The organism is Calidithermus timidus DSM 17022 (assembly GCF_000373205.1).
Lineage (GTDB): Bacteria > Deinococcota > Deinococci > Deinococcales > Thermaceae > Calidithermus > Calidithermus timidus.
Genome location: NZ_KB890687.1, coordinates 520229 through 538824, shown reverse-complemented (window position 1 = coordinate 538824; position 18596 = coordinate 520229). Strand labels below are relative to the sequence as shown.

Annotated in this window: 27 protein-coding genes and 1 pseudogene; 23 read left to right on the top strand and 5 right to left on the bottom strand. The window is 63.1% G+C overall.

What is annotated here, in order from left to right:
• Window positions 1–173 precede the first annotated feature (173 nt).
• Entirely contained in the window at window positions 174–893 is a 720-nt protein-coding gene (locus B047_RS0102670) for a sigma-70 domain-containing protein (RefSeq protein WP_018465409.1), read from the top strand.
• Window positions 894–957: 64 nt separating this feature from the next.
• On the opposite strand, the gene B047_RS0102665 is transcribed toward B047_RS0102670, so the two are convergent.
• The gene (locus B047_RS0102665) at window positions 958–1260 is read right to left on the bottom strand and encodes a hypothetical protein (RefSeq protein ID WP_018465408.1); all 303 of its coding nucleotides are present in this window, start codon (window positions 1258–1260) and stop codon (window positions 958–960) included.
• A 150-nt stretch (window positions 1261–1410) separates the two neighbouring features.
• On the opposite strand from B047_RS0102665, the gene B047_RS0102660 reads away from it, so the two are divergent.
• Window positions 1411–1668, top strand: coding sequence for a hypothetical protein (locus tag B047_RS0102660; protein WP_018465407.1), 258 nt, complete (start codon window positions 1411–1413; stop codon window positions 1666–1668).
• 60 nt (window positions 1669–1728) lie between these two features.
• On the opposite strand, the gene B047_RS0102655 is transcribed toward B047_RS0102660, so the two are convergent.
• From B047_RS0102655 to B047_RS0102645, 3 genes are read right to left on the bottom strand one after another with little or no spacing between them, the layout of a single operon-like run.
• Window positions 1729–2229, bottom strand: a complete 501-nt coding sequence (locus B047_RS0102655) for an RES family NAD+ phosphorylase (RefSeq protein ID WP_018465406.1) — start codon at window positions 2227–2229, stop codon at window positions 1729–1731.
• The gene (gene parS / locus B047_RS0102650; protein ID WP_013012839.1) at window positions 2226–2633 is read right to left on the bottom strand and encodes a type II RES/Xre toxin-antitoxin system antitoxin; all 408 of its coding nucleotides are present in this window, start codon (window positions 2631–2633) and stop codon (window positions 2226–2228) included. The genes B047_RS0102655 and parS overlap by 4 nt, the downstream gene beginning before the upstream one ends.
• A 23-nt stretch (window positions 2634–2656) precedes the next feature.
• Window positions 2657–2890 (bottom strand): hypothetical protein, encoded by a 234-nt coding sequence (locus B047_RS0102645; protein ID WP_018465405.1) that lies wholly within the window; start codon window positions 2888–2890, stop codon window positions 2657–2659.
• Between the two features lie 450 nt (window positions 2891–3340).
• Here B047_RS0102645 and B047_RS18650 point away from each other — a divergent pair, with 450 nt between their 5' ends.
• The 14 genes from B047_RS18650 to B047_RS16110 all read left to right on the top strand — a co-directional run bounded on the left by B047_RS18650 (window position 3341) and on the right by B047_RS16110 (window position 14652).
• Window positions 3341–3577 (top strand): RRXRR domain-containing protein, encoded by a 237-nt coding sequence (locus tag B047_RS18650; protein WP_081439936.1) that lies wholly within the window; start codon window positions 3341–3343, stop codon window positions 3575–3577.
• Window positions 3481–4881 (top strand): FAD-dependent oxidoreductase, encoded by a 1401-nt coding sequence (locus tag B047_RS0102640; protein ID WP_013012841.1) that lies wholly within the window; start codon window positions 3481–3483, stop codon window positions 4879–4881. Before B047_RS18650 ends, B047_RS0102640 begins: the two co-directional genes overlap by 97 nt.
• Window positions 4882–5409: 528 nt before the next feature.
• Window positions 5410–6042 carry a DUF6423 family protein gene (locus tag B047_RS0102630; RefSeq protein WP_244403988.1) on the top strand — a complete coding sequence of 211 codons (633 nt, stop codon included), beginning with the start codon at window positions 5410–5412 and terminating at the stop codon, window positions 6040–6042.
• Between the two features lie 63 nt (window positions 6043–6105).
• Entirely contained in the window at window positions 6106–7092 is a 987-nt protein-coding gene (locus B047_RS0102625; RefSeq protein ID WP_013012844.1) for an ABC transporter ATP-binding protein, read from the top strand.
• A gap of 2 nt (window positions 7093–7094) precedes the next feature.
• Entirely contained in the window at window positions 7095–7886 is a 792-nt protein-coding gene (locus tag B047_RS0102620) for an ABC transporter permease (protein ID WP_013012845.1), read from the top strand.
• Entirely contained in the window at window positions 7887–8684 is a 798-nt protein-coding gene (locus B047_RS0102615; protein ID WP_013012846.1) for an ABC transporter permease, read from the top strand.
• A gap of 35 nt (window positions 8685–8719) precedes the next feature.
• A complete protein-coding gene (locus B047_RS0102610) occupies window positions 8720–9694 on the top strand; it encodes an aldo/keto reductase (RefSeq protein WP_013012847.1) in 975 nt (324 codons plus the stop codon).
• 147 nt (window positions 9695–9841) lie between these two features.
• A complete protein-coding gene (locus B047_RS0102605) occupies window positions 9842–10555 on the top strand; it encodes a kanamycin nucleotidyltransferase C-terminal domain-containing protein (protein WP_245533680.1) in 714 nt (237 codons plus the stop codon).
• A gap of 18 nt (window positions 10556–10573) precedes the next feature.
• Window positions 10574–11068 carry a hypothetical protein gene (locus B047_RS0102600; RefSeq protein WP_013012849.1) on the top strand — a complete coding sequence of 165 codons (495 nt, stop codon included), beginning with the start codon at window positions 10574–10576 and terminating at the stop codon, window positions 11066–11068.
• 453 nt (window positions 11069–11521) lie between these two features.
• A complete protein-coding gene (locus B047_RS18080; protein WP_157413565.1) occupies window positions 11522–12319 on the top strand; it encodes a cytochrome P450 in 798 nt (265 codons plus the stop codon).
• A 125-nt stretch (window positions 12320–12444) separates the two neighbouring features.
• Window positions 12445–12870 carry an IS5 family transposase gene (locus B047_RS18645; protein ID WP_015586368.1) on the top strand — a complete coding sequence of 142 codons (426 nt, stop codon included), beginning with the start codon at window positions 12445–12447 and terminating at the stop codon, window positions 12868–12870.
• A gap of 217 nt (window positions 12871–13087) precedes the next feature.
• On the top strand, window positions 13088–13498 hold the full coding sequence (locus B047_RS0102585; RefSeq protein WP_018465403.1) for an IS5/IS1182 family transposase: 411 nt from the start codon (window positions 13088–13090) through the stop codon (window positions 13496–13498).
• Between the two features lie 52 nt (window positions 13499–13550).
• The gene (locus B047_RS17800) at window positions 13551–13688 is read left to right on the top strand and encodes a hypothetical protein (RefSeq protein WP_156941926.1); all 138 of its coding nucleotides are present in this window, start codon (window positions 13551–13553) and stop codon (window positions 13686–13688) included.
• Between the two features lie 148 nt (window positions 13689–13836).
• Window positions 13837–14652, top strand: coding sequence for a transposase (locus tag B047_RS16110; RefSeq protein ID WP_015586370.1), 816 nt, complete (start codon window positions 13837–13839; stop codon window positions 14650–14652).
• Here the strand turns inward: B047_RS16110 and B047_RS18640 are convergent.
• Window positions 14620–14962: pseudogene (locus B047_RS18640) on the bottom strand (hypothetical protein); the annotation flags it as partial. The gene B047_RS16110 and the pseudogene B047_RS18640 overlap by 33 nt on opposite strands.
• An 8-nt stretch (window positions 14963–14970) precedes the next feature.
• On the opposite strand from B047_RS18640, the gene B047_RS0102570 reads away from it, so the two are divergent.
• From B047_RS0102570 to B047_RS0102540, 7 genes are all read left to right on the top strand, one after another.
• Window positions 14971–15498, top strand: coding sequence for an LOG family protein (locus B047_RS0102570; protein WP_013012852.1), 528 nt, complete (start codon window positions 14971–14973; stop codon window positions 15496–15498).
• A 37-nt stretch (window positions 15499–15535) separates the two neighbouring features.
• Window positions 15536–15757, top strand: coding sequence for a hypothetical protein (locus B047_RS0102565; protein ID WP_013157070.1), 222 nt, complete (start codon window positions 15536–15538; stop codon window positions 15755–15757).
• A 22-nt stretch (window positions 15758–15779) separates the two neighbouring features.
• A complete protein-coding gene (locus B047_RS0102560) occupies window positions 15780–16001 on the top strand; it encodes a hypothetical protein (RefSeq protein ID WP_013157071.1) in 222 nt (73 codons plus the stop codon).
• Window positions 16002–16205: 204 nt separating this feature from the next.
• The gene (locus tag B047_RS18270) at window positions 16206–16469 is read left to right on the top strand and encodes a type II toxin-antitoxin system VapC family toxin (RefSeq protein ID WP_245533679.1); all 264 of its coding nucleotides are present in this window, start codon (window positions 16206–16208) and stop codon (window positions 16467–16469) included.
• Window positions 16470–16562: 93 nt separating this feature from the next.
• The gene (locus B047_RS0102550) at window positions 16563–17738 is read left to right on the top strand and encodes a hypothetical protein (protein WP_018465400.1); all 1176 of its coding nucleotides are present in this window, start codon (window positions 16563–16565) and stop codon (window positions 17736–17738) included.
• Between the two features lie 108 nt (window positions 17739–17846).
• Window positions 17847–18065, top strand: a complete 219-nt coding sequence (locus B047_RS0102545; protein ID WP_018465399.1) for a hypothetical protein — start codon at window positions 17847–17849, stop codon at window positions 18063–18065.
• Window positions 18062–18508: a hypothetical protein gene (locus B047_RS0102540; protein WP_018465398.1), complete on the top strand. Its 447-nt coding sequence runs from the start codon at window positions 18062–18064 to the stop codon at window positions 18506–18508. Before B047_RS0102545 ends, B047_RS0102540 begins: the two co-directional genes overlap by 4 nt.
• Window positions 18509–18596 lie beyond the last annotated feature (88 nt).

Genomic DNA, 18596 nt, shown 5'->3' with positions numbered 1-18596 from the left:
TTAATCCAGCGGGGCGGCCCTACATAACACCTAGCCCCCCTTGCGGGGGGCTTCGGTGTAGGAAGTAAAACCACGACAGCTAGGCTGTCTGGTGCCTTCGCAGGCAGGCTCAGTATACAACGCACTGCACTTTATTGATCGTACATGGTAATCTGTTCCCAGGAGGTAAAACCATGTACGACAGCATCCGGCTGATGGTCGGCGGCCTCGGGCTTTTGTCGCGGGAGATGGTCATGCGGAACTACATCGCTTACAAGCACGGGGATGGCCAGGCTTTCGAGGCCCTGGTAGCGCATTACGGCTATCTGGCGTTCGAGAAGGCCTTCCGGCTGTTCCACCGCCTTGGCGACGAGGCCCGTGACCTGGCCCAGGAGCTTTTGTGTGAAGTGGTGGAGGTGCTGAAGAAGCCCCTCCCCTCCGGCTCCAAGAACCTCACCTTCTGGGTGAACGTGGCCCTCGACCGCAAGGTCCGGGAGCGGCTGACCCAGGACGGCGTGGGCACGTACCGCGAGAACCGGCTTCTCAAGAAGCTGGTGGCGGTGCGGCTGGAACTGGAAGGGGAAAAGGGACGCGCCCCCACCCACCCCGAGCTGGCGCAGGCCCTCGGGGTAGATGAGGAGACCCTCGAGCGCCTGCTCTACCTGGAGGAGGCGAACCGGATCCTCTCGCTGTCGGCCCCGCACCCGGAAACGGGAAGCCGGCTGGAGGAGCTGGTGGCCGTGGCATCCGAGGAGGATGCTCTCGAGGAGCTCGAGGAGGCCCTGGAGAAAGCCCGGCTGGGGTTGAAGGGTCAAGACCTGGACACCCTCGACCGCTTCCTGGCGGGTGAGGAGGTGGACCAGGCTGCCCTGGACGCCCTGGCGGTGACGCTCAAGGCCCGCATGGCCGCATAGCAGGCAAGTTTTTGCCTTCCGAGGATAGTCCTTGTCTTCGGGAGGTTCTTTTTTGGGCTGGTGGCTAGTTCATCGGGCCGCGCTCGCGCAGGGACATCCTGATCAAGCCGTCGGGGGCCTGTTCCACCTGGGGGACGAGCTTCCCCTCCCGCACCGCGAGCATCCCTTCAACGACCAGCCTCCAGGCTTCCGGGGCGCTGGAGTAGTCAACGCTCACATAGTCAGAGCCAGCCTCGAAGCGAAGCTCCTCACCGGTTTTTGTGAAGACCAGGCGGAGGAAGCTCAGCACGTCATCGGGACTGGCTTCCGGGGCCAGGTCGAAGTAGGTGACTACGCGGGATTCGCGACGAACGATAGCTTTGGACATAGTTCCATTTTAACGCAGAATGGCCGGGAAGGCCCGGCCACTTGCGGTCAGGAGGGGAAAAAGGTGTCCCCTTCCACGAAACATGGTACTCGAGGGGGCTTGAAGCGGTCAAGATTTAGACAATACAATATTGATGTCAGGAGGTAACAAATGAAAAAGGTGCTTTTCTTCAAGGACGAGGTGGCTGTGCAGAACGCGGTTAAGCTCTTCAACGAGTTCTTTGTCAAAAACTCCTACAGGCTTTTTGACGATGGGGATGTCTTGTTGGAGACTTATGTCCCGTTCACGCTTTACAGCGACAATGGCTGGTCGAAGCCTGCCCTGAGCATCGAGTACCGCTCGGCTGAAACCGAGTCCTCGATACGCGGCTTCATCGCCTGCGTTCAGCCCGAGTTCGTCCTCAACTGACCCTTCCGTCCTTCTTTGCCTTCTGGGGATCGTCCTTTTCCTCAGGGGGTTCTTTTTTGCCTAGCGCAGCAGGCGTGGGTCGAGGAAGAGCGGCTGGGGCTGGCCGACCCTCACCTCGGGCATCGCGGGGTGGCGGGGGTTGAGCAGCAGGTTGAACTCGCTGGGGACCACCGCCGAGGGGACACGCAGGGCCAGGGAGCGCAGGCTCAGGGCCCACTCGCTGCCCAGCCTCTGGGTGGACTCGGGGTAGGGCTCGGGCAACTGCCGCCAGTCGGGGGGCAGTTCGCTCAGCGCCTCGACGTGGGGATCGGGGATCTCCACCTCGATGGCCACGAACGCGGCCAGGTGAGCCCGGTCGTCCACGTGAACCAGCACCTCCAGGATGCCGGTGGAGAGGTGTTCGGCCAGGTACACCACCGGGACGATCCCCTTCGGGACGCTCTGCGAGCGTACACCCAGGGGGACCCCGAAGCGGTTCCAGCGTCCGGGGCTCTTGGCTGCCCCTTCCCCGGTGAAGGCGGTGTGGGCGTAGCTGCGCGAGGCGATGCGCCAGGCCCTCACGTCACCAGGCCGTCCTCCAGGCGGCCCAGGAGGTGCTCCACCGCCTGGAAGCCAGGTTCAGTGTCCAGGTACGCGAGGGGGCTCGAGCCGTGCAGGAACACCTTGGGGCTGTTCATCCAGGAGGCCGCCAGCTGGGGCGAGCCGAAGAGCTCCTCGGCACGGCGCAGCAGGTAGATCACCCGGTACAGGCGGTTGGACTGCTCCCGGTTCAGGCGTCCCAGGCCCTTGTAGCGGTGGACGCTGCTGCGGGGGATGCCGGCGGCTTCCAGCACGTCGTGCTGGCTGAGGCCGTAGTGCCGGGCCACCTCGGTGATGAGTTCGACCGGCAACCCCTCCCGGACGCTCGCCACGTCAGTGGGTGAGCCGTCGAAGCGGAGGGGGAGCACTGTTCCCATATGGGACATTATGGCGTTCCATCTTGAACAAGTCAACGCTCCAGCCCCAGCCTCCTCGCCGCCCGCAGGGTGCGGGGGGCCTGGGAGAGATCGGCCTCGAGGTAGTCCCGCCCCCGGCGGAAGCGGGCGGCTTCACCGTAGCGCTTCGCCAGCGCCCGGAAGTAGTCCTCGCTGAAGCGGAGGAAGGCGGTAGCAGCCTCTCCCCGCAGGGTACAGGGCGGGTAGAGGCGGAAGCCGTTCTCTCCATAGCGGATATGGGGCTTCATGTTTCGATGGTAGCAGAAATGCGTGTGGGTGGGGTCTTCTTGCCCCCGTCGTGGGATGGGAGGGGCAAAAGGGGAGGCAAGAACCAGGGGGCCTAGCGGCCCCAGATCGAAAGGCAACAACCCGTAAGTCCTGACTGCGCGGCGCACAGGCAGGTCGTAGACCCCATGGCTGAAGCCAGGGGCTTGGAGCCCGTCTATGACGAGGCCAAGCGATGGAGCCCATGGACAAGGCGCTGATGTCGCTACGTTGCGAACAGGTTCAAGACCCACTCCGGGGTGCTTCCCCAGCCCCGGACCCTGGCAGTCCCGGTTGCAGACAAGCTTTGGGGTGTGCGCGAAACGGATCGGGACGTGCACCGGTTCGCAACATGGCCGAGGGGAGCGGTACGGGAGCGTCCGCCCATATCCGTCACCAGCCCCGTAAGGGGTCCCGAAAGGGAAGGAGAAAACATGGTTTTCGTGCTGGACAAAAGAAAAAAGCCGCTCATGCCTTGCAGCGAGAAGCGTGCTCGGTTCCTGCTCACCCGAGGCCGGGCGTTTGTAGTTCTACCTATATTGTTAAGAGTCCCGAGTCATCTAAATTCGAGGCTATGCTGGAAGTTAACCGCCGATGCAACAGCATCGAAGAGCTCAGGCATGACCCTGAGCTTCTTGATAGTCCAGTCGGTCGTGTTTTTCCGGGCGTGAATCATTCACTCCGGGCGGTTCGCCCCGACCTACCCCCAACTTCAGCAGATATCGTGATTATTGGAGGCGGGATTATTGGCAGCGGCATAGCCTGCCACCTCTGGCACGTACCCAGCCTGCGGCGCCGGATGATCCTGCTGGAGAAACACTCCTTCCTCGCTGGGCAGTTCTTCCAGGCCATGAACGCCACCGGGCAAAGGGTCATGCGCAGCCCCTACGAGCACCACATCGCCCCGGACGGCGACATGCAGATGCTAGACTTCGCTCGTCTTCACCTCGACCAGTTGACGTCGCTCGAGCGCGAGCAGGTCTGGCTGGGCCTCTCGGGCCAGCGCGCCGTAGTCCCGCTCGACGTGTTCATCGGCCACTCGACCCACATGATCGGGGTACATCAGCTCCGCAAGATCGCCTACCGCGCGCGGGTAATCTCGGTTAGACCTGACCCGGGGCGGGACGGATATCTGATCGCTACCGCCGAGGGGCCGGTCATCCGGGCCAAGACAGTCATCCTGGCAGCGGGCAACCGCGAGGCTGTGTGGCCGCAGGTTTTCTCGGAGGCTGCCCGCCGCTATCCCGCGCAGGTGTGTTCGGTATACGCGAAGCCAGCGCTCAACCCGGGCCAGACGATCGCCGTCGTCGGTAGTGGGCTCAGCGCGGCCCACACCATCCTCCGGGCGCTCGAGGCCGGAGCACGGCCCGTGTGGATCCTACGCCGCGAGGAGCGTTACCGGTGTGCCGATTTCGACACGGCTTATTTCCGAACGGAGGGTATTGCGCGGTTCCGGCGGCTGCCTAGCCTGGCCCGGAAGGTCGGTACGTTGCTGGAGGAATCCCGTGGCAGCATCATGCTGGAGTTCCTGCCGCGGCTGGGCAGCCTAGAAGAAGCGGGCGTCTTACGGGTTCACCGTCATGCCACGGTGTTGGCTGTCCGAGCATCAGCCAGCGGCCGCCTCGAACTCAACCTGTCATCGGGCGCCGATGAGCATGTGGACTTGGTGATTTTGGCGACCGGCCTATCCCCTGACACGCAGCTTCTGCCGGATGAGGTCGAGCTCCTCGCCGATCGTTACCCGGTCCTGGAGGACGGCACGCTTGAGGTCAGCGGCCACCCAGGCCTCTTCGCAGCCGGGCCACTGGCCTCTTTGACGCTTGGTCCCGCCGCCAAGAACGTGGATGGGGCTAGGCTGGCCGCACAAGTGATCATCCCGGCACTCATCGAAAAATTCAGTGGCAGCCGTCCAGCTTCCTTCACGGTTCGGGGGAATTTCGCCGTCAGTTTCCCGCTGAAGGCAGGTGTGCGATGACCCAGCACCGGTCAGGCGCTTACTACCTCCCCGAGGAAGAGTTGGAGCGCGCCATGGTACTCATGCGCTACGGAACGTCCGAGCTCCACGCGGTCTTCGGGCTCTGCCACGTCGCCCAGGATCTGACCGCACAGCTGTGCTGGATCGAACGCGCAAGCCATAGCGAGCGGGCTGCTGAGCTGTTGGAGGATCTGGAGGCAGAGGGGCAGCGCGAGGCCGACAGCCTGATCCAGCTCTTGAAGTCCGCAATCTGTGAGGAATGGGGCTACTGCAGGCGCCGTGTGACGGATGGGCTCGGCGATCCCCGCCGCCTGGTTCAAGAGCTTTCCCGCCTCATTTACAACTACTTATGCTTAGACGAAAAGGGGGTGAGAGCCGTAGATCGATCTTGGGTACTCCTGGCAGCGGTAGTGCTTGCGAGATCAGACTTGGGAAAACTCTGCCGCTGTGCGGGTTGAGAGGAGTTAGGGTCTAGGTTTCCTTGCAGACACGACGGAGGGAAAGATGCTGAGGTCGAAGGACTTGCACATGGCGGCTACCATCGACATGGAGAGCCGCACCATCATGGTCTCAGGGGCGATTGATGTCAACCGGGTCACTATCGTCATGCGGGTGCCGATCCCGGAGCCCGGGGAATACACGCTGGTCAAGGCGGAGACCAACCTGACCGATGAGCCCTGGCTGTGCTGGCAGATCACCCTCGGAGAAGGGGTTTCGCTCCCGCTGCAAAACCCTACGAATCTGCTGCTTTCGCGCCAATTCCGCAAGGCCAAGTACCTGGCGGACCGGGGCGCGATCCTTTTCTGGGATGGCGAGGTCCGTCCGGGCGACGCCATCTTCAAGATGGCGCGGCTGAACATCTCCGGCAACTACATGATCCTGTCGCATAACCGCGGGGGGTTAACCGACGGCATCTTTGACGAAGACGAGGACGAGTCCGACGATACCGGGCTTGAGCAGGACACCCCGCGGATCGACCTGCCCGGGGCCTTGGACCGCTACTACGAGCACATCACGAGGCACGGCTTCGGTGACGATCTGCCCAAGATTGAGGTCGAAACACCGGTAAGGATCGTGCAGCCTGGGGAAATCGACATCCTCTCCTTCACGAACCTCCCCCAAGCCCATTCGGGCGGCATCCGGCCGCGGGAGCGAGCCTGAAGGAGTGCTGGTGCCGTTCAGAGGAGGCCTTATGGCCTCCGCTTTTGTAGGATCAGCCGGCTTATGATTGTCCTGGAGGGGGTTTCCAAACGCTACCGGGTGCTCGAGCCCGGGCGTGGCCTCGGGGGCTTCGTGCGGAGCCTGGTGAAGCCGCGTTACCGGGAAATTACCGCCCTGGACAACATCAGCCTCACCGTCCCGCAGGGGCAGGTGGTCGGCTACATCGGACCCAACGGGGCAGGCAAGTCCACAACCATCAAGATCATCGCGGGGATCGTCCGCCCCTCGGCGGGTCGGGTTGTTGTGGCGGGCCGAGACCCGTTCCGCCAGCGCACCGCCCACCAGCTGGAACTCGGGGTGGTGATGGGCCACCGCACCCGGCTTTTCTGGGACCTGCCGGTGCTGGAGTCGCTCCGCTACCACGCCAAGGTGTATCGCCTCAGCCAGAGTGGATTGGATCAGCGCATCGGTGCCATGGCCCGGCAATTCGGCATCGAGGGGTTGCTCTCGCAGCCGGTACGCCAGCTGAGCCTTGGACAGCGCGTCCGGTGCGACTTGGCCCTCGCCTTCCTCCACCACCCCAGGGTGCTCCTGCTCGATGAGCCTACCATCGGCCTGGACTTCGACAGCAAGGCGTTGCTGCGGTCCGCTATCCGTCAGGTGGCCTCTGATCTACAGACGACCGTCATCCTGACGTCGCACGACTTGGACGATGTTGAAGCCTTGAGCGATCGTATCGTCCTGCTCGACGAGGGCCGAGTCCTCTACGACGGAACCCTCCGACAACTCCGAGCCCAGCACGGCGTACTCCCCGAGCTCCGGCTAAGGCTCGAAGCCGGGGCGGATCAGGTGCGCGCTTGGCTTGAGGGGCTGGGCGGAGTACGGGAGGTCTACACCCACGACGGCTGGGTGTGCGTCGCCCATGAGGGGGGAGGAGCCCCTGCGGCTGTGCTTGCGCGCCTTCTTCCACAAACCCCGGTCAGGGAGATGACCACCCACGAACCCTCGATCGAGGAGGTACTCCGGCGGGTCTACCGGGGAGCAAGGTAGAGATGATCCCTTATACCGCCAACCTCCGTGTCGGATTTCAGCTGGCCCTCGCATACCGTAGAGCGGCCGCGGTCTGGGTCGTCGGAGAGCTGGCGCTCCTGGTGGCATTTTACTTTTTGTGGCGCGCGGTTTTCCTTTCCGTACCCGCAGGGTCATTTGCGGATCGGGACTTCGCTGCTTTCTACTTGTACTTATTGACCGCGCGACTCGCAGCGCGATTCACCGGCGGGCCTGCCTGGGGGTTCTTTGCCCAGCGCGTCCGTGTGGGAACCGTTGTGTACGACTTGGTACAGCCGGTCGAACTGGAGTATGCCCTCCTAGCCCGGTGGTTAGGGCAGAAGGCCGGACAGTTGGTCATGGCGCTGCCGGCCTACGCCACCGCAGCGTTCGTCTCCGGGGCCTGGAGCGCTGGCGAGTGGCGGTTGGGGTGGTTCTTCCTGAGCCTGGTGGTGGGTTTTGCCTGTGCCTACTTTTTCGAGTTCTTGATGAGCCTCTCGGCTTTCTACACTAGCGCGCAGCAGGGGATCAACGAAGCCAAGGCCCTGGTCGTGGCGCTCCTGAGCGGGGCATTTTTCCCCATTGACCTGCTGCCGGATCGCTACGCCCTTCTAGCCAGTCTGCTGCCTTTCCAGGCCTTTATCTACCTTCCTGCGCGCATGCTGCAGCCGTCCATGCCGGAGAGCGAGATCTTCCGCGGACTGGCGGTGCAGCTGTTCTGGCTCCTGGTGCTTGCTGCAAGCTCCCGCTTCCTCCTCGGACGAGTACGCCAGCGGTTCAACGTGCAAGGAGGATAAATGACCCACTACCTCGCCCTCGCGCTGGCCGCCCTGAGGCTGCAATTCGCGACCTGGAAGCAGTACCGGGTGGACTATACCGCTGGCGTGCTCACCGTGCTCCTGGAGCAGGCCCTGACCCTGGTGCTTTTCTCCGTCATCTTCACACACGTGCCGCAAGTCCGCGGCTGGACCTTCCCCGAGATGCTCGTGCTTTACGGGTTGAACCGAATGGCGCTCGGCCTTGCCGACACTCTGGGGGAGAGCCTATGGTGGGTCGGCAGCTACGCCCAGGACGGCAGCCTGCTGCTCTACAAGCTCCGTCCGCTCGGGGTACTCTTCCAGCTCCTCACTGAGCGGATCCACTTCGAGCGGATTTCAGGATGCCTGACCGGGCTGATCCTGGTCCTCCATGGAGCGTCCGCGGCCGGGGTGGAATGGACTGCCGGTAAGGTTGCCACGGTCCTCTTATTTGTTCTCCTGGGCGCGTTCATCTATCTCGGGCTCATGATCCTGGGGGCTGCCGTAGCCATGCGGGTCATCGGCAGTTTGGACGCCATCACGACCTTGTGGAGCTTAACCGAGTTCGCCAAGTACCCGCTTCCCATCTTCGGTCGAACCGGGGCCTTTCTCCTGACGTTCGTCGTCCCGCTGGCGCTGACCGGCTATGTTCCTGCCGCTCTCCTGCTCGACGAGCACACACGCACAGCAGGCACCATCGCCCTTGCCGAGGCTTTGGTCGCTGCCGGCGCGTTCTTCGGCTTGTGCCTGCTGGCGTGGTCGTGGGCCCTCCGCGCTTATGAGGGGACTGGGAACTGAGAGCCAACCTGCGGCGATAGCGGTGGGGGTGCTTAATGGGCATGAGGTATCGCAAGGTCGGTAAGTGGGGCCTTCAGGTCTCCGAGATCGCCCTGGGTGCCTGGGCCAGCTTCGGAGATTGCGTGAAGGATGTGGGCGAGGTCAAGAAGATCGTGTGTCTGGCCTACGAGTCCGGCGTCAACTTCTTCGATAACGCGGACACCTATGCGAACGGATGCGCTGAAGAACTCATGGGCAGCGTGCTCGCCGAGTACCCACGCAGCACCCTCGTCCTCGCCTCGAAGGCGGGATGGCCTGTGTCCGGGTGTCCCAATAGCCAGGGCCTCTCCCGCAAGCACCTGCGCGCCTCTCTGCAGGCCAGCCTTCAAAGGCTACGAACGGATTATCTGGATATCTACTTTGCTCACCGCCACGACCCGGATGTACCCCTCGAGGAGATTGTCACGACCATGAGCGCGTTCGTTGATCAGGGGCTTATCCTCTACTGGGGAACCAGCGAGTGGCCTGTCGCACGGCTGGCGGGTGCATGCGAGTTTGCCAGGGCGAATGGGCTGCATCCACCTATCTGCGAGCAGGTTGACTACTCGATCCTTTACAGGAAGCGGTGGGAAAACACCCTGGCGCCGGAGGCGGAGCCGCTCGGATTGGGCTTGATGGCCACGAGCCCGTTGGCGATGGGGGTGCTCACCGGGAAGTACGACGACGGGATCCCCCCCGGTAGCCGGTTGGCCCGGCATAAGGTGCTGAAGGAAGCTCTGCTGACGCCTCACAACCTCGCTCGTGTGCGGGAATTGGCGGCGGTCGCTGCCGAGCACGGAATGACCCGGGCTCAGCTCGCGCTAGCTTGGGTTTTGCGACGCAAGGAGCTTTCATGCGCCATCGTGGGAGCCACCGGGATAGGGCAGCTTCAGGAAAACCTTGGTGCGGCCGGGGTAGTGCTCGCACCCGAGGCCGTGGCACAGATCGAGCGGATTATAGGTGGCAAAAGCTCAACCGCGAGCACCACTTGACCACCTACTGTCCTTATCGGAGTTGGCGACGGTATGCACGCACGGGACAAACCTCTCCCGATCCTCCGAGCAACTACCCGCCGGGAACGCCTCGAGAGGGCCCGGCACATCGCAGATTGGATCCTGGGCCATTACTCGGACGCGGTTGTGGCCATCGGAATCTATGGGTCCACCGCACGGGGCTCCGACGAGCCCTACTCCGACCTGGAGATGTCGGTCCTCATGCGAAGCTCACCCACCCCCGGCAGGGACGAGCGCTACGTGCAAGGGCTCAAAATCAGCGTCGAATTCCACACCGTGGGGTCGGTCTACCGGCGCCTGCAGCGGGTAGACCTGACCTGGCCCTTGTGCGTAGACCAGTTTGTCTCGGTCTTATCCCTGTACGACCCGGAGGGGCACTGGCCCAAGCTAAAGCTGCTCGTTGATCAGCTGCCGTCCGGATCGTTCGTGCAAGCCATTCGCGAGGGGATCGTGGGGGAATTGTTGGAGAACTTCGCCAAGCTGGAGAATGCCCGAAAACGCGACGACGCCCCTGCAATGCGATGGATCGCCTGGAACCTCGCGTGGGATGTGGCCATGATCTCCGCCCTCATGAACCGGGCATACTTCACCTCTTGGTCGCGCACACCCGACGAGATCCTCCGACTGCCGTCGCTGCTGCCCGCGGTTAAGAGCCTCGTGGAGAAGTTCCGCAACGGCGATCTGCGCAGCGCCAAGGGGCTCCATCGTTGTTGCGAAGCCGCAGTGAGGGGGGTTGTGCAACATGTGGCAACCCTTGGCGTCCACGTCCAAGTCGAACCGTCCCTGGCAGGACCTCCCCGGGAGCAGATCGGGGGAGGTGGGCCCGGATCGAAACGATAAGCGTTGTGGAGGAGGAGGATGGCTAATAAGGACACCCGAACACTCGAGGAAAGGATAGAGGAACTACAGGCGGTGGTGACGAAGCTCTTCGTCCAAATGGATGCCCAGCGTATTGGAGGTCCGGGGAATGCCGGTGCTGCTGATGGCGGCGAGTTGCCGGACTTTGGCCCTTGGATGGACACGACATGTTGCTACGCCAGGGTCATCGCCCTTCGGACCGACCTCCAGGGTCGCTTCCAGTTTGCCACACTTAAACTGCTGCACGACTGCTCTGATGAGCGCCGACCTGCCTGGAGAGAGGGCGCCATCTTCGACCTGCGCAACCCGGCCTGGGAGGCTGAACTGAAGCGAGCCCAGAACTATGACCTGCTGGTTGGTGTAAGGGTTCTTCCGGACGGACGAGTCGTCGGGATCGAACTGGCACGCCCTAACAAGAAACCCCGGGCCTCGACGCCCGGCGTTTCCCAGTTGCGAGCGGAAAGGGCACCAAAAGTGGACAAGGAGGCTCCGTAACTTTAGAAGGTGGTGAAGTCCAGAGCTATGCCCCCAACGGCCCCAGTCCCACCCTTTGACCCCCTGTCGCCGGAGGTCCTTGCCGACCCCTATCCAGCGTACGCGCGCCTGCGTATGTCGGACCCTGTGCACTGGGGGATTCCCCACACGCGCGCCGGAGCGTGGTATGTATTCCGCCACGCCGACATCGCGAGCCTCCTCAGGGATCCGCGGTTGTCGCGACGACGACCGGCTACTGGGAGGGGAGTCCCCTCTGGAAGACCCATTTCCGAGCCATACCGTGGCTTTTTGCGGATGATGGCTCAACAGGTGGGATTTCAGAATACTGTTGGTCACGCTCGTCTGCGGGCGGTGATGGGGCCGCTTTTGTCTCCGCGTGCAGTCGCTGGTGTAGTCCCGCGAGTCGAGTGGGTCGCCCGCAAGCTGCTACAGGACATCGAGGACCAGCATTCCATGGATGTACTCAACGAGTATGCTCTTCCGCTGGTACTCAGGGTGTTGGCGGAATTGCAGGGCGTTCCGGAGAGTTCGTTCGAGGAGTTGCGCGCCTGGATCGGGGTGATCTCCAGTGTGAGCTCTTCCTCTCCCAAGGAAGAGCTTCTAAGAGCCAACCGGGCGGTGGCCGAGTATGGCCAGCTGGTAGAAGGACTCGCGGGGGAGGCTGGGGGGAGCCCCCAGGGAACCGTGCTGGCTGGCATGTTAGCTGCGCGGGAATTAGGACAGGTCAGCCAAACAGAATTCGTCGCGAACCTGCTGGCCTTGCTCGACGCTGGTACCCAGACCACCGCTGACTTCATTACGAACAGCGTGTTGGTACTCTTGAGCCACCAGGACCAGCTCAAGCTTCTCAGGGAGGACCCGCAGTTGCTGGGCTACGCAGTCCAGGAACTCTTGCGCTTCGAAAGCCCAGTGCAGATCGTTGGCCGCTGGGCAACTGAGAGCTTCGTTTTTCAGGGTAAAGGGATCGAGCGGGGCCAAGTCGTGTACCTAGTCCTGGGCTCGGCTAACCGTGATCCCAGCTGGGTGAGCGATCCGGACCGGCTTGACTTAAAAAGGAAGCTGGACCGTACAGCAGCCTTTGGCGGAGGAACCCACTATTGCCTAGGTGCCCCGCTAGCCCGCCTGATAGGGGGAAAAGCTCTAGAGATTCTTCTACAGTGGAAAGGCAGCTTGTCTTTGCAGACCAGCAGGCTTATATGGCGGCCCGCGTTCGGGTTTCGTGGGCTTACTGAGCTGAGGGTATCATGGTAATGGCAGCATGCGTATTTCAGAAGATTCGAGCCACACTTTTCGTCGGAAGCCGAGCCGGTGATTCAGTAACTCACCTTACGCGGCAAAGCTGAGAGACTGTCGTAAAAGTCCGCTATACTTGAAGGGTGGCTTCTACACGGAGATCTTACCCCAGCGACCTGTCGGACGCGGAGTGGGCCATCCTGGAGCCGTTGATCCCCGCCCCCAAGCCCGGTGGCCGACCCGCAAAGGTGCCGAGGAGGGAGATCGTCAGCGCCATACTTTACGTCCTGGAAAACGGCATCAAGTGGCGGGCCATGCCCCATGACTTACCCCACTGGTCTACGGTCTACCACTACTTCCGCAAGTGGCAGAAGGAGGGGGTCTGGGAGCGGGTGGCCCAGGCCCTGGTCCGGTGGGATCGGGAGCGAGAAGGAAGGCAGGCTTGCCCCAGCGCTCTTGTCATGGATAGTCAGTCCGTCAAGACCACGGAAAAAGGGGGCCCCGGGGACACGACGGGGCGAAGAAGGTCAAAGGGAGAAAGCGGCAGAACACGGGGGGCCGTCTCTTGAACGGAAGGGGTGTGGGGCGGCAGTCCCCGACCAGACCGCAGTTCGGTTGGTCGGGGAAGGATAGCCCCGCCAGGACAAAGTCCTGTATACTGTTTTTGTAGGTCGTCCCCGGAACGGGGATGCGCGTAAAGGGAGCCGCAGGCGAGTGTCCTACACACGTTTGAGCCTGTGAGGATGGTCGCGCGAAACTCCAACCAAAGTTGGTTGCGAGTAGTTCATGGCCTTTGTCCACCCGGCCAATGAGCACGACAAGTGGGGTGGGCAGGCGTTGCTTTTGGGGATGGACCTCTCCTTGTGGCCCCGGGTGCGCAAGCTCTTTGTGGACTGGGGCTACCGGGGTTTGCGGGAGGTGGCTAGGGGGCTGGGACTGGAGCTGGAGGTGGTGGCCCGTCCTTACGCGGGGGTGCGGGGGGTCTGGGTGCGGGAGGGGGAGGAGGTGCCGGAGATCCCGCGGGAGGGTGGGTTCAAGCCCCTGCCCAAGCGGTGGGTGGTGGAGCGGACCTTTGCCTGGATGGGGCGAAACCGACGGCTGGGGAAAGATTACGAGTACCCCCCTGAGGTAACGGAAGCCTGGATGTATTTAGGCATGATACGCTTGCTGGTGAAGCGGCTGGCCAGGGCCGCTTAAGCTGGAGGAGGGGACTTTTACAACAGTTTCTGAAATGGCATAGATTGAAAAGGTGAATCCCCAGCCCCTGGATTTGTACACCGATTACTTGTTGAGCAGCTTTGGAGCGGCGACGGCCACAGGATTGTCGCGGATGGTGGATGGAGCCATAAGCCACGACCAGATCACCCGCATGCTGGGGGGAGATTGACAAGGCTCGGTGCAGTTGTGGCGCAAGGTCAAAGCCACGGTGCGAAAGATACAGCGTGAGGAAGGGGTGCTGATTCTGGATGATAGCATTTTGGAGAAACCCTACACGGACGAGAACGATATAGTGGCCTGGCAATAGCAAAGAGCGGATGGTCAAGGGGATCAACTTTGTGAGCCTGTTGTATCACAGCCAGGGGCTGACCTTGCCGGTAGGCTACGTGCTGGTGGAGAAGACGGAAGTCTATGTAGATCAGAAAAGTGGCCAGCGCAAACGCCGCAGCCAGGTGAGCAAGAATGAACACGCCCGCTACCTGCTGCAAACCGCAGTGCATAACCAGATTCCCTTCCAGCACGTGCTCAACGACGTCTGGCTTGCCTCGGCGGCGAACATGCGATTTATCGTGCTGGACATGAAGAAGCACTTTGTGATGCCGCTCAAAAGCAATCGCAAGGTAGCGCCAGGTTATCGGCACCGCCGGTATGCGCTGTGCGCACCCCCTATGAGCCAAGAACAACAGCAAAGGGGTCAATGGACAGGAGTGGAGGGTCTGGACTACCAAGACCCCACCCCCCGGCAGGTATATCTGGAAGGGGTTCCCTTCCCCCTGCTGCGGGTTCGGCAAGTCTTCACCCACGAAGATGGGAGCCAGGGGGTGTTGTATTTGTGTAGCAGCGATACCACCCTGGACTTTGAACGGATGATCGAGCTCTATCAAAAACGATGGGAGATCGAGCGCTTTCATCAATCCATCCGACAAAACGCTGCCCTGGCCAAGTCGCCTACCAAGACCCTGACCACCCAGGCCAACCATTTCTTTGCGGCTATGTGGGCCTTTGTCAAGCTGGAACTCCTCTCCCACCAGACCCAAATCAACTACTTCGCCCTCAAGGCCAAGCTCTATCTGGTTGCCAGTCGGGCTGCTTTTCAGGAACTACAGCAGATCAAAGCTCAACTGACCGCGTAAGGTATACCTTCGTTTGCTACCGCATAGCCCCACCCCAGCCATTCTGAGGAGGACATGACTGCGAACCAGATTGTGGGCTAGGATGAGGAGGTTTATCCGGGCTACGAGGCCCCCGAAGCTCTTGCTCTCTACTTGGCGAAGCCGGAAAGACCTGACCAGGACGCCAAAGCGCACCTCTATCCAGTTTCTCCCCATCCACTCCCTCCACCTAGCGGAACCCCCGGTCCCCCAGGACCGGGCCCAAGCCCGAATCTTCCACCCGGCCCCGGGCCCAGATCTCCCCGGTGTTGCCCGGCAGGACGCCCCAGCGCACGGGGTATGAAAACCTATGCTGGGGTAGGAAGCAGGCGTGCGCCCGAGGATGTGCTAAAGCTGATGGGGAAGATTGCCCGGCGGCTGGCGGAGCGGGGCTGGGCGCTGCGAACGGGTGGGGCAGAAGGGGCTGACCGGGCGTTTGAGCGGGGGGCCCGTGCGGGCGGTGGAGCAGTTGAGGTGTTTCTGCCGTGGCCGGGATACAACGGCTACCGGGAAGGGGCGCTGAAAGCCCCGAGCCCGGAGGCGGTGCGGCTGGCGGCAGCATTGCATCCGGCCTGGGGGCGTCTGTCACCGGCGGTACAGCGGTTGATGGCCCGGAACTCCCACCAGATCTTGGGGCTCGACCTGAACGACCCGGTGGCCTTCGTCCTCTGCTGGACACCGGACGGGGCCGAGTCGGAGCAAGAATGCGGGCCGGAAACTGGTGGCACGGGGCAGGCGATCCGGCTGGCCTCGAGGTGGGGCGTGCCCGTGGTCAACCTCAAAAGAGAGGACGCGTTGGAGAAGATAGCTCGGCTGGTCAAGGGTTGAACCAGGGGGCGGCAGGAGCCGCCCCCCTCCGGTGGGCATGAAAACGCTAGCGATCACCATCGGGGTCTTCAGGAATCAGGTCTATGCCTACCGGCTGCGGCAGGATGAGGAGGGGCGGGTGCGCCTCGAGTTCGGTCTCAAGGGGAGCGAGCGGGTGTGGGACTGGCGGCCCTGGAAGGAGGGGAGCCTGGAAGAGATGCGCACGGTGTACCAGACCCTCCAGAGCTACGACCGGGGGCGGTGGCTGAAGGTGGAGTAGTATTACATGGTATGATAAACCCATGCGAACCACTATCTACCTGCCCAACGACCTCGCCCGTGTGGTGGAGGCTTACCTGAAGGAGCACCCCCAGACCAACCTCTCGGCCCTGGTGCAGGAAGCGCTGGAGGCCAGGTTGCGCCGCAACCCGGCAGCCCTTTTGGAGCTGGCTGGGGTCGTCGAGAAGGCCTCAGGAAGCGCAGGGGAAGGGGCTGAGGACCGCCTGCACCGCCGGGAGCGATGACCCCCCGGCATCGCCGGGCCGCTGGTGCAGCTTCACTGCAAAGGCTGGTTCTGGACTCGGGGCCGCTGATCGCGCTCTTCCACGCCGCCGACCCCGACCATGAGGCGGCGGTGCGCGGGTTCCGCGCGCTGGCTGAGGGGAATAGCCGCCTGGCGGTCGCTAAAGCGAGCCCTCTGATCACCCCCCCTGCCGGTGGTGTTCGAGGTGTACAAGTGGCTGCTCTTCGAGGGGGGTGCGGCGGTGGCCCGGCGGGCCCTGGAACGGATGGTGGAGGCGTTGGAGATCGTGCCCCTGGGGCTGGAAGACCTCGAGGCCATCCGGGTGCTGCTGGCCTCGAGGCCGGAGTGGAGGGGCACCCTGGAGGACGCGGGCGTGGTGCTCCTGGCCCTGCGGTCCAAAGCCCCGGTGTGGACGCTGAACTACCGCGACCTGGGGGTGTTCAGGGAGCTGTCGTTCTGGGCGGGCTGAGGGCTCTTGCCCCTCGACCCCTCGCCCTGACAGGGAGGCAAGGGCCGCACTGTATTGCCTCTCTGTGGTATCCTGTTCCCAGGAGGTAAAACCATGATCAGCACGGCAGTCTGGAGCGGCCGGGTCCAGGCGGCTCTGGGGCGGGAGCCTCGGAGCGTGCAGGAGGCCCTCGAGGGTCTCCGGCAGGTTCTCAGGAGGGACGGGGTGAGCAAGGAGGAGTTCTTCCAGGCCGCACGCAAGGGGGAGCGCTTCGAGCGCTTCTCGCGTGACGACAGGGTAGCCCTGATCACCTGGGCGGCCCTGAAGGAGGCCCTGGAGAAGACCCGCAAGCACCTCGGCCATGGGACTCCCTCCACCCTGGTCGTTCGCAAGGACGACTCGGTGAAGGAGGAGGTCAAAGGGGTCAAGCCCGTGGGTACGTGGAAAGGCCCGGATCGGGTCTATGAAGTGTTCCCGTGGGACTTGCGTACCGCAGTGCGTAAGGGAACTCAAATCCAGCACCCCCAGTACGGCCAGGGAACCGTCCTCGAGGTGAACGGCAATGCCGTCACCGTGGGCTTCAAGGCGGGCAGGAAGAAGCTCGCTCTGAAAGCTACCAAGAGGATGCTCCTGGACAAGTACGCAGCCCAGCCCGACCGCCGGGTAGCCGACGCGAAAGGTGCGCTCGAGCGCTTCCTCTCCTCCAGGGAGGAGGTTCGCAGCCTGAGCCGCCTGGAGCGGGAGGAGGAACTCGCGGGCAACCCGCACTTCTCCGAAGGCCTCGTCTCGCAAGAGACGGTGGAGCGGCTGGCGAAGGTGGGTATTGCGGTAGACCCCTACAACCTTGAGGGACTGGCTTCGCTGGTGGATTCCCTCGCCGCCAGGGAAGAGAAGTTCAAGGAGGGCGTCCTGGGGATCGCTATCCTCAGAACCCGTGACGGCAAGGCCGTCGGCTTCCGCAAGCCGGGCTTGTGGGAGACGAAAGTCGCTCCCGACGCAGGGCGTGAGAGCTTTGCAGCGCTCGTCGAAGCGCAGATGGCCCACGCGGTTCTGGCGGAGATGCTCCAGGGAGAGGGCTGGTCGGTGAGCGAGGTGCGCGAGCGCCTGAGGGAACTGGCCAAAGCCCTACCACCGGCTGATGCCAAGCGGCTCTTTGGTCTCTTGCAGGAGATCGCCGCCCTCCGCCTCTTGAAGGCGGAACTGCATCGTGCCGGGTTTGCACCCGTTCGGGCCGTCGCTTACCGCGACTCGAGCGGGGAAGTCGTCTACACCGCGCCGGTGTACGGCTAAAGGTAAGCGTCCTTTCCTGCCTCTCGGAGAAAGTCCTTTTCTCTGAGGGGTTCTTCTTTTGAGAACCAGGGGGCCTGCGGCCCCGACGGGGTGGGCAAGGAGGTCGGTATGGAGTTCAGGAAGGTCAGCAGCGGGTACATGGTCAGGAGCGAGGGCAAGGTGCTCACGCGGGCTAACCCCGGCTGGGGCGGGGCGGTGGGCACCTTGCGGGGGCCGGACGGGGTGGAGTGGCGGTATTTCCCCACGCTGGACGAGGCCCTGCTGGATCCCGATTTCGGGTCGCTGGTGGAGGCCGGTGAGGCGTGGTGGCGGGAGGTGGAGGCGTGAAGGTTGTCTCGCGCCCCCGCTTCATCTACCCCAACCTCGGGCACGGTCATGCCTGGTACGGCGTGGACGTGTACCGGCTGGGGCTGGCGGTGCTGGTGGTGTTGCGCGACCAGGACGACCATGAGGGTCCCAGCCTGACCAATGCCCTGGAGGGGATGGCCCGCAAGGTGCGGCGGGAGCTCCTCGAGGAGGCCGGGCTGGCGGGCCTGAAGACCCACTGGATCACCTGGAGCCGCACCGACGGGATCGCCAGCGTGGTCAGCTTCACGGACGAGGAGGCCCTGGCGGGCCCCCGGTGGAGCTACCTCCCCCCCGCCGAGTTCGCAAAGGTTCTCGCCGCCTTCGGGGCGGAAGACCAGCTCGAGGCGTGGATCCGGGAGGGGGCGCTGGAGGTGGAGGAGTGGATCGAAAGTACAGGCGAGGAGCGCAAGCGCCCGGATTGAACAGCAAAGCGAAGCCAGGGGGCCTGGCCCTCCAGGCCCCACAGCACGAAGCAAACCCCGTAAGACCCCACCGGAAGGGGGGCAGGGG

Coding starts and splice junctions, on each gene's coding strand:
- B047_RS0102620 (WP_013012845.1), top strand. CDS start 7,095: ATGATCCCTTATACCGCCAACCTCCGTGTCGGATTTCAGCTGGCCCTC.
- B047_RS0102645 (WP_018465405.1), bottom strand. CDS start 2,890: ATGAAGCCCCATATCCGCTATGGAGAGAACGGCTTCCGCCTCTACCCG.
- B047_RS0102625 (WP_013012844.1), top strand. CDS start 6,106: ATGATTGTCCTGGAGGGGGTTTCCAAACGCTACCGGGTGCTCGAGCCC.
- B047_RS0102545 (WP_018465399.1), top strand. CDS start 17,847: ATGGAGTTCAGGAAGGTCAGCAGCGGGTACATGGTCAGGAGCGAGGGC.
- B047_RS18650 (WP_081439936.1), top strand. CDS start 3,341: ATGGTTTTCGTGCTGGACAAAAGAAAAAAGCCGCTCATGCCTTGCAGC.
- B047_RS0102550 (WP_018465400.1), top strand. CDS start 16,563: ATGATCAGCACGGCAGTCTGGAGCGGCCGGGTCCAGGCGGCTCTGGGG.
- B047_RS0102630 (WP_244403988.1), top strand. CDS start 5,410: ATGGCGGCTACCATCGACATGGAGAGCCGCACCATCATGGTCTCAGGG.
- B047_RS0102640 (WP_013012841.1), top strand. CDS start 3,481: ATGCTGGAAGTTAACCGCCGATGCAACAGCATCGAAGAGCTCAGGCAT.
- B047_RS0102670 (WP_018465409.1), top strand. CDS start 174: ATGTACGACAGCATCCGGCTGATGGTCGGCGGCCTCGGGCTTTTGTCG.
- parS (WP_013012839.1), bottom strand. CDS start 2,633: ATGTCCCATATGGGAACAGTGCTCCCCCTCCGCTTCGACGGCTCACCC.
- B047_RS0102560 (WP_013157071.1), top strand. CDS start 15,780: ATGCGAACCACTATCTACCTGCCCAACGACCTCGCCCGTGTGGTGGAG.
- B047_RS0102570 (WP_013012852.1), top strand. CDS start 14,971: ATGAAAACCTATGCTGGGGTAGGAAGCAGGCGTGCGCCCGAGGATGTG.
- B047_RS0102600 (WP_013012849.1), top strand. CDS start 10,574: ATGGCTAATAAGGACACCCGAACACTCGAGGAAAGGATAGAGGAACTA.
- B047_RS18080 (WP_157413565.1), top strand. CDS start 11,522: ATGGATGTACTCAACGAGTATGCTCTTCCGCTGGTACTCAGGGTGTTG.
- B047_RS16110 (WP_015586370.1), top strand. CDS start 13,837: ATGGTCAAGGGGATCAACTTTGTGAGCCTGTTGTATCACAGCCAGGGG.
- B047_RS0102615 (WP_013012846.1), top strand. CDS start 7,887: ATGACCCACTACCTCGCCCTCGCGCTGGCCGCCCTGAGGCTGCAATTC.
- B047_RS0102665 (WP_018465408.1), bottom strand. CDS start 1,260: ATGTCCAAAGCTATCGTTCGTCGCGAATCCCGCGTAGTCACCTACTTC.
- B047_RS0102585 (WP_018465403.1), top strand. CDS start 13,088: ATGGCCTTTGTCCACCCGGCCAATGAGCACGACAAGTGGGGTGGGCAG.
- B047_RS0102565 (WP_013157070.1), top strand. CDS start 15,536: ATGAAAACGCTAGCGATCACCATCGGGGTCTTCAGGAATCAGGTCTAT.
- B047_RS0102660 (WP_018465407.1), top strand. CDS start 1,411: ATGAAAAAGGTGCTTTTCTTCAAGGACGAGGTGGCTGTGCAGAACGCG.
- B047_RS0102610 (WP_013012847.1), top strand. CDS start 8,720: ATGGGCATGAGGTATCGCAAGGTCGGTAAGTGGGGCCTTCAGGTCTCC.